Raw genomic sequence first — 14,080 nt, 5'->3', positions numbered from 1 at the left:
ACTATTTATCCATTATACTGAAGATTTGATAAAAATCAATTTATGACAGAATTTTTAAACCAACCGCTGAGCATAAAATCAACGCGATAAAGAAGATCCGTTTGGCGTCTTTCTGCTCCTTGTAAAAGAGGATGCCGACAAGCGCCCCGCCGGCGGTGCCAATCCCTGTCCAGACCGCGTAAGCCGTTCCCATCGGAATGGTTTCCATTGCGTACGACAGCAAGGAAAACGAAGCGGCAAAACCAACAATGATCAACAGCACCCATTTCACGCTTTTTTCTTTCGCATATTGATTCATAAGGGCCACGCCGGCCATTTCTAAACAGCCCGCGCACAATAAACTGATCCAGTGCAGCATTATGCCTCGCCTCCTTTTTCCTCTGTCTCATCCTGTGTCACAAGCTTCAATCCGATTACACCGATTAAGAGCACGCCAATTAACAATAGCTTCGGCCATCCAACCGGTTCATGAAACAGAACAATTTCACTAAGTATTGTTCCCGCTGTGCCGAGTCCGGTAAAGACGGCATATACGGTACCAACAGGCAGACTGTGAGTTGCTTTTATTAGAAGATAAAAGCTGAATATGATGCCGATGGCAGTGCCGCTCCATGTTAAGGCTGAGTCAGCGTGCTTTAAGCCTATCACCCAAACAACCTCGAAAACAGCGGCAAGCACGACCAATCCCCATTTCATTTTGAGTCATTCCTTTCTATCTTATAAGATTCTCCGAAAACAAAAAAACCCCGGACAGTCGTCTCACATGAGATTGACTCTCCCGGGCTTTTTTCCCTCCGTGTGCATACGCGCTTCTATTTACGCGTATGTGTTTTCTCTCGGACCAGTCCATGTCAATTGACATGCGGAACCCTAGAAAACTTTACATGATATCATCATACTAAACTCAGCTCTATCTTTCAATTGTAAGATTTTCTTTCATATACCGCGATCGGTTTATTCCATTTTCTGATCGTTTTGCTGTAATGCATGCCGATTTTCTCCGCTACCCGTATGGACGCTTTATTACCCGGGTCAATCAAAGCCGCCATTTTGCCGAACTGCCGCTCGTTAAAACCATAGTCCAGACAGGCCCGAGCCGCTTCTTGCGCATAGCCGTTCCCCCAATGGCGGCGGGCAAACATATAGCCAATTTCCATTACGGTTTGATTTTCGATCTGCTGGGGAACGATGCCGCATTGCCCCAAAAACGCCCCTGTCCGCTTATCTTCGGCGATCCACAGACTAACGCCGTACCCTTTTTCATTTCGTTGGTTCCAATTGACCCACTCGCAGGTTTGCCTCTTATCTTTTAAACCGGAATAATATCTCATGACGTCAGGATCATTAAAAAGCAGCCCAAACAAAGTGGCTTGATCCCGATCTTCCATACAGCGCAAACGAATTCGATCGGTCACAAGCTTCGTTTTAGCGTTCATACTTCGCCACATCCTGCTTCCATTCTTTTTTGAGAGCTTCAATATGTGCCTGATGATAGCGGTTATGATCTGCCATATGCCAAATTCCCCATCGTATCGTCGCGGTGTCACCTTCGAAGGAAAGCGGCTGGTTCAAAGCATGTTCAGTTAAAGTGAAGCATACCGATTTCAGCTCGTCTACTACATGCTGATGTCTTTTCAGGAGTTCATCTAAGTCTGGCTGATTCAACGGTTCAGGCAGCCGTCCGCTTTTATCTGTCATCGGGCCGTATGCCTGTTCAATATGGTCCGGTATCCGATTTTCCTTGATACGCCAGACCCATCTGATATCAACATTTGTGATATGGTGCAAAAGCTGAGCCGTGCTGTTTTTTGTTTGGCAGCGCCCCTTATAGTAAAGTTCACTGTGTGTCATATGGCTTACGATAGAAGCCAGACGGAGACTGTTTTCTTCCACTGCGGAATACAGCAGACTGACCGTTGGCGCCATGTCGTTTCGTATGGATAAGTCCTTCATGTTCAGTTCCCCTCCTAACTAGGTACATTTGACACCAAACAAAAATTTCCTTTAAAAAAGAAAAAAGCCCTCATTACAAGAGAGAGCCATCTTAATTGTTATTTCCCGGTTTATATAAGTAAGGATCATGCTGCGGATCATTAGAGGTATTTAAATCAAGGGATATATCACCTCGCGCATTCATCGTGCCTAGGGTGATCGAAGACAGCAATTTAGGGCTGTACCCTTTTTCCTCAAGCTTCTCAAACAGCCAGGATCGGTTTTTTTGGAGATATTTCAAATTATGATCAAGGATTTCGCCATCCAGTATGAGCGGAATCGGGATAAAGTTCCGTTCAGCTTCCATATTCAAATCCCGCACCTGCACCGCTCTCGCTTCCTCTTTCGGGATGACGCTTACTTCTCCCGTTTCTTCAATGATAGCAAGATCAATGTCAGCCGGGTCGGCATAGCCCTTTTCCCTCAGCTTTCCGAGCAGTTCATTAACAGTCAGCCTTTCTTTACGAAGGCCGCGTTCATCAATATCCCCGTTTCGGATTAGGACAGTCGGGCTCACGACCAGGAGCCATCGCCATTTATTAGATAAAGAGAGCTTGCTCATGATAAGATAAAGCACCAAAAAAGCACCCGCATAATAAATAGACATCGGCAGCTTGGATGTAAGGATCGGCTCACTGATAATGGTTCCGATTGCGAAGGTCAAAAGCAGATCAAAATTGTTCATTTGTGACACAGCTTTTTTACCGGCAAGCCGAAACAAAATATACGCAATCGAAAATACGATAACTGGCTTCAGTAAAAATACCCATATCATCCATAACACCGATCTTACCTCCATCCGCTGGTTATATTGAGCCTATTGTGCCCCGTGGCAGGCCCTCTATGCATCAGGGTCTAAATAGGCGAACGTGCACATCGCCTGAACATAACATAATAGAAAGTGACACCGATTGGAGGTGCAATACGCAATATGAAAAATCAGAAGTCGAATACCCTTTGGCCCTTTGATCTGCCATTGGCTCCCCAACCCGAGGGCTACCAGCAGCAAACAATCGACAGGCTGGCCGATTTGGAGCTAAGGATGGAGCAACTAATTAGAGCGATTGAGGTAAACAATGAATTGCTGAGAACAATGCAAGAACAGCAAAACCGTGTATGCACAAATGGCGGCGGGTCTGTGATTGTCCGGATGTAGAAACCGGCGCTTGTCTACCTTCTTATATCTCAATAAAAAACTCTTCTCTAAAAAGGAGAAGAGTTTCATGTATGTGTTCAAACGGACTGCGCCAAACTTAATTGCGGGCCGAATAGCTCGTAATGGATAGACTCCGGCGCTGATCCGAGCTCTGATACAAGCTTATGCATTGCCGTAATAAACGACGGTGAACCGCAAATATAGTAATCCGCATCTGTGTTGGCAATCAGTTCTTTGAGAAATTGCTGATCAATCTGCCCTTCATGAAATTGAAGATCACCTGCATGGTCTTCCTCTGTCGGCTCGCGATACACAAATGCTGTTTTAACAGCAGAATGTTTTGCTGCTTCTTCTACTTCATGGCGCAATGCATGATATTCACTGTTTTTCGCCGCATGAATGAACAGAATTTGCCGTTCAGGCTGTTTGGAAACAGATGTTTTCAGCATGCTGATCATTGGTGTAATACCAACTCCGGCACTGATCAAAACGAGATCTTTTTGTGATGCAGGATCTAAAACAAAGTCCCCTGCCGGTGCGCTGATCTCTATTGAATCTCCCTCCTGCAGCCCATCGTGTAAGTAGGAAGACACGACACCGTCTTTCTTCACTGAGATTCGATAATAGTCTTTTCCCGGCATATCAGACAGGCTGTACTGGCGGATATGCGTATATTCAGAATCAGGAATCCGCACTTTGATGCTGATATATTGCCCTGCTTGGAATTCAGGTAACGGCTTGCCGTCTTCCGGTTTCAAATAGAAGGATGTAATTTCTTTGCTTTCCCGTTCTTTTTTTGCGATAACGAATGGCTTATACTCCTTCCAGCCGCCGGCTTGCTCTTCCGCCTGTTCATACATGTCTTTTTCAATTCCGATGAACGCGTCAGCAATGACTCCGTACGCTTTTTCCCATGCCTGCATAATGTCAGGGGTTGCAACGTCTCCCAATACATCTTTAATGGCAATCAGCAAATATTTACCGACGATTGGGTAGTGCTCAGGCTTAATTCCGATACTGCGGTGCTTGTGGCCGATTTGTTTGACAACCGGAATGATGTTTCCTAATTGGTCAATGTTTGCCGCAGCTGCAATAACGGCATTTGCCAGTGCAGTTCGCTGTGTTTTTTTCTTTTGGTTTGTTTGATTAAAAATGTTCAAAAGCTCTGGATGGTCTTGAAACATCCGATCGTAAAAATGGCCAGTGATTGTTTCTCCATGCTGTTGCAATACGGGTACAGTGCTTTTAATAATTTCGATTGTTTTGTTATCTAACATTTTATAAACAATCCTTTCGAAAAGATGTATTCAGAATATATCTTTAAAATACATGATCTTACGAATAAAAGATATATCTAAAATGAATCTTTAATAAAGTTGTCACAAAATTATCAATTTAACATGACATTTGTTGCTTTTTTATAGAATCCCCTAGCAAAAACGGACTAACCATTGTAATAATCACCATTGAAAAGTACAAAAAAACCCCAAAACAACTTATGTTTTGGGTTTAGCGTTCACCAAGGCTTATCAGTTCCGAGCGCATTTGCAAGCGCCTGGCTGTGTTTCTTGCGGTTCTTTCGTTCATTAGCGCGCTGTACTGCTGTATTATGCAGCATGATTTCTTCTTCTGTTTCCGGTACAACTCTCGGTACAGGCACCGGCTTGCCATTTGAATCTAATGCGACAAATGTCAAAAAGGATGTGGCAGCGAGTTCCCGTTCGCCAGTCATCAAATGCTCCTTAATAACTTTCACAAATACTTCCATAGAAGATGTGCCGACCCATGTCACATAGGACTCCAGGCAGACAGAATCCTTTTGCCCGATCGGCTTTAAAAAATCTACAGAATCCATTGAAGCCGTTACGGTTTCACGTCTGCAATGGCGCGCCGCGGAAATAGAGGCAATGTCATCGATGTAGCTCATTAATTTTCCGCCAAACAGCGTATTATGGTTGTTCGTGTCAAGCGGGAACACCCTGCTGGTTTTTACAACCTTTGACTCTTTACAAAATCTTGTTTCCGGTGTTTCCATACCTTTCTCCCCTTTGATGTCTGATCTTTTAGCTAAATGCACTTATATTCTCCTATTAAACAATATTCTCTTCCATTTGTCTAAAATTTAAAATGGTTTAATGATTTTCATGATGAGGGAATAATAAATGTATTCTTCACACTTTAGGAGGAAAAACAAATGGACGTATCCATCCCGAAATCTCAGCACAAAACAGTATGCCGAACGGAATACGGCACACTTCAGAAAGTGATCTTATGCAAACCTGAGCACATGACCATAAAAGATGTTATAAACGAAACACAAAAACATTTTGAAGATGACAATATTCATGTAAAAACCGCCAACGACCAGCACAGCCGCTTAGTGGAGGCACTTAGGTCACATAACGTTGAGGTCGTCCTTTTGCCCGTTCGCGACGGACTCCCGGAACAGGTTTTTACTAGGGACATAGGATTTGTCATCGGAGAGAAAGCCTTCCTGTCGAGCATGACTGAACCGATTCGCCAAGGAGAAGAAGCCGTTATAAAAGATTTTTTTCACAGCCAAGGTATCTCTTACACCCGTATGCTTGATACGAGTATTGAAGGCGGAGACGTCATTATCGATGATGACATTGTCTATGTCGGAATCAGCCAGCGCACCGACATTTCAGCTATCGGCCAGCTGGAAGAGGCACTTTCTGAATATACGATCGTTCCAGTGAAGCTTCATGAAAAATTTTTGCATTTGGACTGCGTATTTAACATTGTATCTGAAAGCGAAGCGTTAATTTATCCACAGGCCATTGAGCCAACGGCAGCCGATATGCTGGCGAAACGTTATGATCTTATTGAGGTGCCCGAGGACGAACAATTTACGCTTGGCACCAACGTCCTTTCAATCGGAAAAAAAACGATCATCAGTCTCCCTGGCAACCGCCATGTCAATCAACAGCTATCGAAAAGAGGCTATCACATTATCGAAATTGACCTGTCAGAAATTATTAAATCAGGCGGCTCCTTCAGGTGCTGCACAATGCCGCTGATTCGAGGCGATTGAAGAAACTTCCCCTTTTTCATGTTTTGAACAGCTTATTTTATCAAGATACGTTAATATAGAGGTGACATCATTTTTAAGGGGGAAATCGCATGACAAAATACATAGGATATGTGGGAACATATACAAAAGGCGGAAGCGAAGGAATTTATTCATTTGAGCTTGATACTGAGAAAAAAGCACTCAGCGAGCCAAAGCTGGCCGCTAAGCTGGGCAACCCGACATATGTGGCGCCGAATAAAAACAACACCATCCTTTATTCCATCGAAAAAGCAGACGGCCAAGGCGGAGTTGCTGCCTATCAAATCGATAAAAACAGCGGCGAATTGACATTTCTGAATCATCAGTTAATTGATGGCCCTTCGCCATGCCACGTAAGCGTTGATGATCAAAATCAATTCGTCCTGACTGCCAATTATCACAGCGGGAAGGTACACGTTTTTCCGGTTCAGGAAGACGGCAGCTTGCAATCACCTGTTTCAGAGGCCGCTCACACAGGAAAAGGGCCGCACGAAAGACAAGAAAAACCGCATACACACTACGCGGGGTTCACACCTGAACACAATTATGTGGTAGCGGTTGATTTAGGTATAGATAAGCTCTACACCTATAAGCTGAAAGACGGCGTATTGACTGAATCCGGAAGCCATTCCTTCGCCCCCGGTGCAGGACCTCGCCATATCGCTTTTCATCCGAAAGAAAAATACGCTTATGTCATGACAGAATTAAGCAATGAAGTGATTGCGCTTGAATACAACCCGACAGCCGGCGAATTTAGAGAAATCCAAGTCGTTTCTGCCATCCCTGATGATTTTACAGATAACAGCCAGGGAAGCGCAATTCATGTCACAGAGGACGGACGTTTTGTTTATGTCGCAAACCGCGGCCATGACAGTATCGCCGTATTTGAAGTGAATCAATATTCAGGAGAGCTGGCTTTCGTAGAAAGAGTGTCGACTGAAGGCAACTGGCCTCGTGACTTTGTATTTGACCCAACGGAAGGGTTCCTCGTTGCTTCAAATGAAGAAACAGGCAACCTCGTCTTGTTTGAAAGAGACAAAGAAACCGGCCGATTGACACTCCTCCCATCAACGGTTTCTGTCCCTTACCCGGTTTGTGTAAAGTTTTTACATCAACTATAAACAAATGGAGTGGCTCTAGTAAAAAGGAGCCACTCTTTTTATTTATCTCACTTTTTCCTTCGTTTCAGCATTTCGATACAAATGGCAAGCGACAAAACGGCCGGGTTCGATTTCTTGAAGCTGGGGACGAGATTCCCCACATTCAGGCATCGCCTCCGGACAGCGGGTCCGAAACACGCAGCCGCTTGGCGGATTGACCGGGCTCGGCAGCTCTCCTTTCAAGAGAATACGCTCACGCTTGTCCTCCAATTCAGGATCTGGAATCGGAATCGAGGACAAAAGCGCCTTTGTATAGGGATGGAGCGGTTCACGATACAAGGTGCCGCTCTCTGTAATTTCCATCATGTGTCCTAAGTACATAACACCGATCCTGTCACTGATATGCTTCACCATCGAAAGATCATGGGCAATGAATAAAAACGTAAGCCCTTTCTCTTTTTGAAGCCGCTTCAGCAGGTTGACCACCTGCGCTTGAACTGAGACATCAAGAGCAGAAATCGGTTCGTCCGCCACGATAAATTCAGGATTCAGCGACAGTGCTCTCGCAATCCCGATTCTTTGCCTTTGCCCGCCGCTGAATTCATGCGGATAACGGCTGCCAAAATCGGGATGAAGCCCAACTGCCTCAAGCAGCTCGTCTACGACGAGAAGCCGCGCTTTATGGGTATTGTAGAGATTGTGAATCTCCATCGGCTCCAAAATGATTTCTCGAACGGTCATGCGCGGGTTCAATGAAGCATAAGGATCCTGAAAAATCATCTGCAGTTTGCGGTTGAAGGCAAACTGCTCTTTTTCACTCAGTGCATGAAGATTTGTGCCGCGGTATGTCACGCTTCCTTCTGTCGGCTGATAAAGGCGCATCAGCACTCTCCCCAAGGTTGATTTCCCGCACCCTGATTCCCCGACTAGCCCGAACGTTTCTCCTTCATGAATCTGAAAGGTGACCCCGTCGACGGCTTTGACTGTCCGCTTTTTCCCTGCGTCAAAATGCATTTTCAGCTGGCTGACCTCTAACAAAGGCAGTCGCCTCATTTGTCTCCCTCCTTATTCTGAAAAACAGCGGCGCACCGCACATAATTCTTTTTCATAGATTGTCTCTTTTAATGTGAGGATTTCGATTGACTTCCCTGTCTTTGGAGAATGCAGCATTTTCCCGCCGCCAACGGAGAGACCGACGTGATGAATCGCTCCTTTTCCTTCCTCATAAGCAAAAAACAGCAGATCACCAGCCTTCATATCATCAAGCGGGACATCCTCCCCCGCCTTAGCCTGATCTCCCGCATCACGGGGGATGCTGTATCCATTCGCCTTAAATATACTGTACATAAAACCGGAGCAATCAAACCCAAACCCGCTGATTCCTCCCCATAGGTAGGGAAGTCCGAGAAAAAAAGCTCCCGTTTGAATGATGTCTTCAGCAGTCCCTTTCTGTTCGCTGACAGGCACTGCATCACTTTGCTTCACAAACCTTTCTCCCAAAACAGTCGAAACCTTAAAATATCCGTTTTCTTTTGCAATGAAGGGGAGAACCGTCAAAAAGCTTAATTCGATCTCCTTTTCCCCATTGCTTCTGTACAAAAAGGCAGCAGGTTTGCTGATCATCACATCGTGTTGTGTATGGATGGGCTTTGTTTTTTCCAGCTGGTTCTTTTTCATCCAGCCTGGGTATCCGCGTGGATCCTTTCGGGATGGCTGGCTAGGCACGATCACAGAAACCCATTCCCCCTGTTCCGCTGTCACAAGTACCTTTTCGCCAAAGAGAACCTGAGTTTGGATTACATTGTCTGTACATAATCTAAGCCGTTCATCATACGTCATGCGCTTCAGCCAGTCTCTGATCATTACAGTCGGTTGAAGCATGAATTGATCAGACGGACGCGGTGAATCAGGCGCTGTCCAGATGTTGGCCACTGCTGATATGACAGTGTGCATCATTGCTCTTTTTCCCCTTTCAAAAGCGCAGCCCCGGTGATTCCGAGACCCGGTTTGCCAGGCATCGAAATCGTGCTGCCGCTATATGTTATGCCGCCTTTGAATACATCTGTTTTCAGCATCAGCGGCGCGTCAAAATCAAAGCGTGTGATGTTTCTCTTGCTTGCCGCAAAATGCGCCGCGGCCGTAATGCCCAGCTTCGTTTCGATCATGCTGCCGACCATACACTCCACCCCGCAGGCCTCCGCCATGGCATTAATTTTCTCTGCTCCGCTGATGCCGCCCGCTTTCATCAATTTAATATTGATCAAGTCTGCGCTCCGGGTTTGCAGAACTTCGAACGCCTGGCGCGGTGTAAAAACACTTTCATCAGCCATAATCGGCGTATCTGTTGCATCTGTCACCTTTTTAAGCCCAGCGAGATCATCTTTATGGACAGGCTGCTCGACAAGCTCAATGCCTAGACCCGCATCCTCCATTTTCCGAATGGCAGTTACCGCTTCCTTCGGCGTCCACCCCTGATTAGCGTCTAAACGCAGTTTCACAGCTGATCCGACACGTTTTCTGATTTCCTGGATACGGGCGATATCTGTTGCAATATCATCTTTTCCGACCTTTATTTTGAGCGTTTGAAAGCCTTGTTTGAGATAATTTTCGGCATCAGCTGCCATCTCTTCAGGTGAGTTGACACTGACGGTATAGTCTGTTTCCAGCGTATCTCGGTATCCGCCAAGCATTTGATAAAGCGGCAGCCCGCACATCTGCGCCCAGCCGTCGTATAGCGCCATCTCTACAGCAGCCTTCGCGCTCATATTTCCTGTAAGAAGATGCTGGATGTCGTGCAGAATGGCCTCACAGCCGGACAGGCTTTTTCCAAGCAATGCCGGTTTCAACACATGGTGAATGGCACTTTCAATGCTATCCATGCTGTCTCCTGTAATCACGACCGTCGGCGGCGCTTCTCCCCATCCGACTGCACCGCTGTCATAAGTAATCCTTACTATGACTGATTCAGCCGTATACACAGTGCGAAGCGCGGTTTTAAACGGCTTTGTCAGTGGAACGGCGATTCGGCTTGTTTCGATTCGAATGATTTTCATGTCTTCAGCGCCCCTTCTGAAACGCCCGCCTCTATTACGACTGTTTTTTCTGCTGTATTCATAGCAGCTTTCGCACCGATCGGAACGGCGATACTTGGCGAGCAGTGGCCGATTTTAAATCCTCTCAGAGCAGGCCTGCCCGCAGAAATAATATAGTCTTCCAGCACCTGCTCAAGCGAGAGAGACTTCTCTCGCTTCACCGGGACACAATTGTGAAAATCACAAACTAGAATTCCCGCCGCGTCCGTCAGCTTCCCCGCCATTTTCAGCTGATTCAGCATCCGGTCGATTTGATAAGGCTCCTCATCAATATCTTCAATAAACAGAAGCTTTCCTCTCGTATCAATTTCAAATGGTGTGCCGAGTGTAGACGTCAGCAAAGACAGATTTCCCCCGACAAGCTCGCCTTCCGCTTTGCCGGGAACAAGCGCGGTCAGCGGAGAAAGCTCTTCTGTATAGGTGAATTCCGTCTCCTGGAAGAGCTGCTTATATGACGCTTTTGTCAGCGGGTGAACGTCATCAAGGCCAATATCCGAGCTGAGCATCGGGCCATGGAAGGTGACAAGACCTGTGTTTTGATGAATGGCAGTATGTAAAAACGTAATATCGCTGTATCCCCAAAAAATTTTAGGGTGTTTGCGGATCAAGCTGAAATCAATGCCGGCGGCGATACGTCCTGTCCCAAAACCCCCGCATGCGCACAACACCGCTTTTACCTCCTCGTCTCTGAACATCTCATGGAGATCCGCCAGCCGCTCATCATCCTGTCCCGCTAAATAGCCGTGCTGGTTTTTCAGCGCCTTGCCCAGCTTTACCTGAAGACCGAGCTCTTCTAAAAATAAAAGCGCGGTGTCAAGCTTTTTTGGATCCGGCGGACTTGCGGGCGCGATCACTCCGACTGTATCACCCTTTTTCAGCGCTTTCGGCTTGTAATTCAACGAAAACACTCCTTTCATTTGCTCTGCACCCTACGTATACGTGCAAGAAAGAGAAAAAATACCGCTCCTTCGCATAAAGAAGCAGTATTTCCTCAATCACCGCCATCAGTTTTTATCTGCCCATTTTAAATCGATATAGCCGACAGGGTGACGGACAATTCCCTTTACTTGTTCATTTTGCAGGTGAACCTGATTATAAAAATAAACCGGAATGATCGGCGCTTCATTGATGAGCAGCTTTTCAGCTTGATGCATAAGAGAGAACCGTGTTTTTTCATCGGCTTCATTTTTCGCCTGTTTGATCAGCTGATCGTATTCTTTATTGGCCCAGCCTGTGCGGTTCATCGAATTTCCCGTTTGAAAGGCTTCCAGAAAACTGATAGGGTCCGCGTAATCAGGCAAAAATGAGCTTTGAGAGAATTGGAATTTCAGCGCTTTTTGATCCTCTAAAAATACGTTCCATTCCATATTGGCCAGCTTTACATCGACTCCAAGGCTATTTTTCAATTTTTGCTGAATAGCTTCGGCAATCTTTTTATGCTCCGGCTTTGTGCTGTAAGTAAGCGTGATCGCAGGAAGCTTATTATAGTTTTCTTCCTTCATGCCCTTTTCGAGCAGCTGCTTCGCTTTGCTTTCGTTAGGCTTGATCAGGTCTCCGCCTGCTTCACGGAAATCTTTGCCGTCAGGCTGCGTAAACCCAGGCGATACAAAGGCACGCGCCGGTTTTTCATTATTTTTCGTGACATACTTTACAATTTCCTCTTGATCCACAGCCATCGCAAAGGCTTTTCTGATGTTTTCATTTTGAAACGGCTCCATGTTGACATTAAATCGATAGAAATAGAGACCCGCCTGGTCAACAATATTGACGTTATCCTGATCAAGCAGCTGATCACTCAGCTCAGCAGGGACATAAGCGGTATCAAGTTCCCCTGATTGAAACATCTGGTAATCTGTATTTCTGTCACTGACCATCGCCCATTTCACCTTATCAAGCTTCACTGTATCTTTATCCCAATACGTGTCGCTTTTCTCCATTGTGATGCTGTCATCATGCTTCCATTCCGTCAGCTTAAACGGGCCGTTTCCGACAAATGTATCCGCCTCAGCAAACCACTTCGGATTGTCTTTATCGACCTTTTCATTTACCGGAAAATACGCAGGATTGGACACAACGCTCAGAAAATATTTTTGCGGTGCTTCCAGTGTAACTTCAAGGGTTCGATCATCCTTTGCTGTCACCTTCACATCGTCTTTTTTCCCTTTCCCGCTGTTATATGCTTCGCCGCCTTCAATAAAATAACCTAGGAATGCCGATGAAGCGCCTTTTTTCGGATCAAGCATCCGCTTCCACGCGTATTCGAAGTCTCCGGCTGTTACAGGATCTCCGTTTGTCCATTTCGCATTTTCCCGAATCGTAAATGTGTAGGTTTTATTATCTTTCGAAACAGACCACTTCTCCGCCATTGCCGGCTCGGGCTCATGATCTTTGCCAAGACGCGTCAGCCCCTCCATGATGTTATTTAACGGCTGCCATGACACATTATTAAAGCCGATCGGCGGATCGAATGAAGTCGGTTCATTTTCATTATTTACATACAGCACCTTTTCTCCACTGGTTTTTGCCTTATCATGACTGCCTTCTTTTCCGGCCTGTTCATTTGCTGTGCACCCCATCAGCGCAAACGAAAGTCCTAATGCAAGACCCATGCCCCATAGCTTTTTCACTCGTTTCATCCTCTTCCCCCTTTTCATGTTCAATCCTTCGCATCTCCTGACAGCACCGCATGCTCTGCTCGTTGATCCTGCAGCCAGCAGTTGACGGTGTGCGAGTCAGATCTGATCGTCTGGCCCGGGTACACCCTGTCACACACAACCATCCTGTTCGGACAGCGGGCGGCAAACGGGCAGCCCGGCGGAGGCGAAAATAAATCCGGCGGCGTTCCGTCGATCGGGATCAGCTCCGCGCCATCTAAATCCAGCCGCGGGACAGAACCCAGCAGTCCTTTTGTATAAGGGTGCTGCGGCTGATAAAAAATATCTTTTCTCTTGCCGATTTCCGCCATTTTCCCGGCATACATGACTGCGACTCTGTCAGCTACCTGGGCAACGACCCCTAAATCATGTGTAATCAGAATGACAGACACATTCGTTTTTCTCTGAATCTCTTTAAACAGCTCTAAAATCTGGGCCTGAATGGTTACATCCAGGGCGGTGGTCGGTTCATCCGCAATTAAGATGTCAGGCTCGCAAATCAGCGCCATCGCAATGACAATCCGCTGTCTCATGCCGCCGCTGAATTGGTGGGGATATTGCTTTAGGCGCTCTTCGGGATCTGGAATACCAACCAATGACAGCATGGAAAGCACCTCTTTCCGTGCCGCTTTTTTGCTCATTTTTTTGTGGCGCAATAGCGCTTCCCCCAGCTGGTCGCCGACAGTCAGCGTAGGGTTTAACGCCGTCATCGGGTCTTGAAAAATCATAGAAATGTCGGCTCCCCTTATACTTCTCATTTCTTTGTCAGAGAGACGGCAAAGGTCTTTGTTTTTAAATAGAATGCTTCCTTCTGTCACCTTCGCCGAATAAGGCGGAAGCAGGCCCATGATGCTTTGGGAGGTAACGCTTTTGCCGCAGCCGGATTCGCCGACGATCGCAAAGGTTTCTCCTTTATGCAAATCAAAGCTCACCCCTCTGACCGCCTGAACCGTCCCGCCGTAAGTCGTAAAAGACACGTGCAGATTTTTGACTGACAGAACTTTTTCCATACA

The 14,080-nt window shown here is 46.3% G+C and carries 16 protein-coding genes and 1 riboswitch; of the genes, 3 read left to right on the top strand and 13 right to left on the bottom strand.

The window, feature by feature from the left end:
• Positions 1-40: 40 nt before the first annotated feature.
• The 5 genes from ykkD to NYE49_RS07160 all read right to left on the bottom strand — a co-directional run bounded on the left by ykkD (position 41) and on the right by NYE49_RS07160 (position 2,776).
• Positions 41-358 (bottom strand): multidrug efflux SMR transporter subunit YkkD, encoded by a 318-nt coding sequence (gene ykkD, locus NYE49_RS07180; RefSeq protein WP_014476583.1) that lies wholly within the window; start codon positions 356-358, stop codon positions 41-43.
• Positions 358-696, bottom strand: coding sequence for a multidrug efflux SMR transporter subunit YkkC (gene ykkC / locus NYE49_RS07175; RefSeq protein WP_047182512.1), 339 nt, complete (start codon positions 694-696; stop codon positions 358-360). Before ykkC ends, ykkD begins: the two co-directional genes overlap by 1 nt.
• A gap of 77 nt (positions 697-773) precedes the next feature.
• A riboswitch (guanidine-I (ykkC/yxkD leader) is annotated at positions 774-885 on the bottom strand.
• A gap of 32 nt (positions 886-917) precedes the next feature.
• Positions 918-1,436: a GNAT family N-acetyltransferase gene (locus NYE49_RS07170; RefSeq protein ID WP_047182511.1), complete on the bottom strand. Its 519-nt coding sequence runs from the start codon at positions 1,434-1,436 to the stop codon at positions 918-920.
• Positions 1,426-1,953 (bottom strand): DinB family protein, encoded by a 528-nt coding sequence (locus NYE49_RS07165; RefSeq protein ID WP_174616623.1) that lies wholly within the window; start codon positions 1,951-1,953, stop codon positions 1,426-1,428. Before NYE49_RS07165 ends, NYE49_RS07170 begins: the two co-directional genes overlap by 11 nt.
• Positions 1,954-2,044: 91 nt before the next feature.
• Entirely contained in the window at positions 2,045-2,776 is a 732-nt protein-coding gene (locus tag NYE49_RS07160; RefSeq protein WP_017695102.1) for a DUF421 domain-containing protein, read from the bottom strand.
• A 147-nt stretch (positions 2,777-2,923) separates the two neighbouring features.
• On the opposite strand from NYE49_RS07160, the gene NYE49_RS07155 reads away from it, so the two are divergent.
• Complete coding sequence (locus tag NYE49_RS07155) at positions 2,924-3,148, top strand: hypothetical protein (RefSeq protein WP_047182509.1); 225 nt, start codon at positions 2,924-2,926, stop codon at positions 3,146-3,148.
• A 77-nt stretch (positions 3,149-3,225) separates the two neighbouring features.
• Here NYE49_RS07155 and hmpA read toward each other — a convergent pair whose 3' ends face one another.
• Both hmpA and NYE49_RS07145 read right to left on the bottom strand, forming a co-directional pair.
• Complete coding sequence (gene hmpA / locus NYE49_RS07150; protein ID WP_047182508.1) at positions 3,226-4,425, bottom strand: NO-inducible flavohemoprotein; 1,200 nt, start codon at positions 4,423-4,425, stop codon at positions 3,226-3,228.
• 239 nt (positions 4,426-4,664) lie between these two features.
• Positions 4,665-5,183, bottom strand: coding sequence for an acyl-CoA thioesterase (locus NYE49_RS07145; protein WP_003232595.1), 519 nt, complete (start codon positions 5,181-5,183; stop codon positions 4,665-4,667).
• A 159-nt stretch (positions 5,184-5,342) separates the two neighbouring features.
• On the opposite strand from NYE49_RS07145, the gene NYE49_RS07140 reads away from it, so the two are divergent.
• Positions 5,343-6,203, top strand: coding sequence for a dimethylarginine dimethylaminohydrolase family protein (locus NYE49_RS07140; protein ID WP_015383464.1), 861 nt, complete (start codon positions 5,343-5,345; stop codon positions 6,201-6,203).
• 89 nt (positions 6,204-6,292) lie between these two features.
• Complete coding sequence (pgl, locus tag NYE49_RS07135; RefSeq protein WP_015383463.1) at positions 6,293-7,342, top strand: 6-phosphogluconolactonase; 1,050 nt, start codon at positions 6,293-6,295, stop codon at positions 7,340-7,342.
• A 42-nt stretch (positions 7,343-7,384) separates the two neighbouring features.
• Here pgl and NYE49_RS07130 read toward each other — a convergent pair whose 3' ends face one another.
• The 6 genes from NYE49_RS07130 to dppD form a co-directional block, all read right to left on the bottom strand.
• A complete protein-coding gene (locus NYE49_RS07130) occupies positions 7,385-8,374 on the bottom strand; it encodes an oligopeptide/dipeptide ABC transporter ATP-binding protein (protein ID WP_015483140.1) in 990 nt (329 codons plus the stop codon).
• Positions 8,375-8,386: 12 nt separating this feature from the next.
• A complete protein-coding gene (gene eepC / locus NYE49_RS07125) occupies positions 8,387-9,277 on the bottom strand; it encodes a gamma-D-glutamyl-L-lysine dipeptidyl-peptidase (protein ID WP_047182507.1) in 891 nt (296 codons plus the stop codon).
• Positions 9,274-10,374, bottom strand: coding sequence for an L-Ala-D/L-Glu epimerase (ykfB, locus tag NYE49_RS07120; RefSeq protein ID WP_047182506.1), 1,101 nt, complete (start codon positions 10,372-10,374; stop codon positions 9,274-9,276). The genes eepC and ykfB overlap by 4 nt, the downstream gene beginning before the upstream one ends.
• Positions 10,371-11,330 carry an LD-carboxypeptidase gene (locus NYE49_RS07115; protein ID WP_047182505.1) on the bottom strand — a complete coding sequence of 320 codons (960 nt, stop codon included), beginning with the start codon at positions 11,328-11,330 and terminating at the stop codon, positions 10,371-10,373. The genes ykfB and NYE49_RS07115 overlap by 4 nt, the downstream gene beginning before the upstream one ends.
• 87 nt (positions 11,331-11,417) lie before the next feature.
• On the bottom strand, positions 11,418-13,067 hold the full coding sequence (gene dppE / locus NYE49_RS07110; protein ID WP_080344265.1) for a dipeptide ABC transporter substrate-binding protein DppE: 1,650 nt from the start codon (positions 13,065-13,067) through the stop codon (positions 11,418-11,420).
• Between the two features lie 2 nt (positions 13,068-13,069).
• Positions 13,070-14,077 carry a dipeptide ABC transporter ATP-binding subunit DppD gene (gene dppD / locus NYE49_RS07105; protein ID WP_047182503.1) on the bottom strand — a complete coding sequence of 336 codons (1,008 nt, stop codon included), beginning with the start codon at positions 14,075-14,077 and terminating at the stop codon, positions 13,070-13,072.
• Positions 14,078-14,080 lie beyond the last annotated feature (3 nt).

Source organism: Bacillus sp. FSL L8-0358, assembly GCF_038593095.1.
Classification (GTDB): domain Bacteria; phylum Bacillota; class Bacilli; order Bacillales; family Bacillaceae; genus Bacillus; species Bacillus subtilis.
This window is presented reverse-complemented; position numbering and strand designations above follow the sequence as displayed.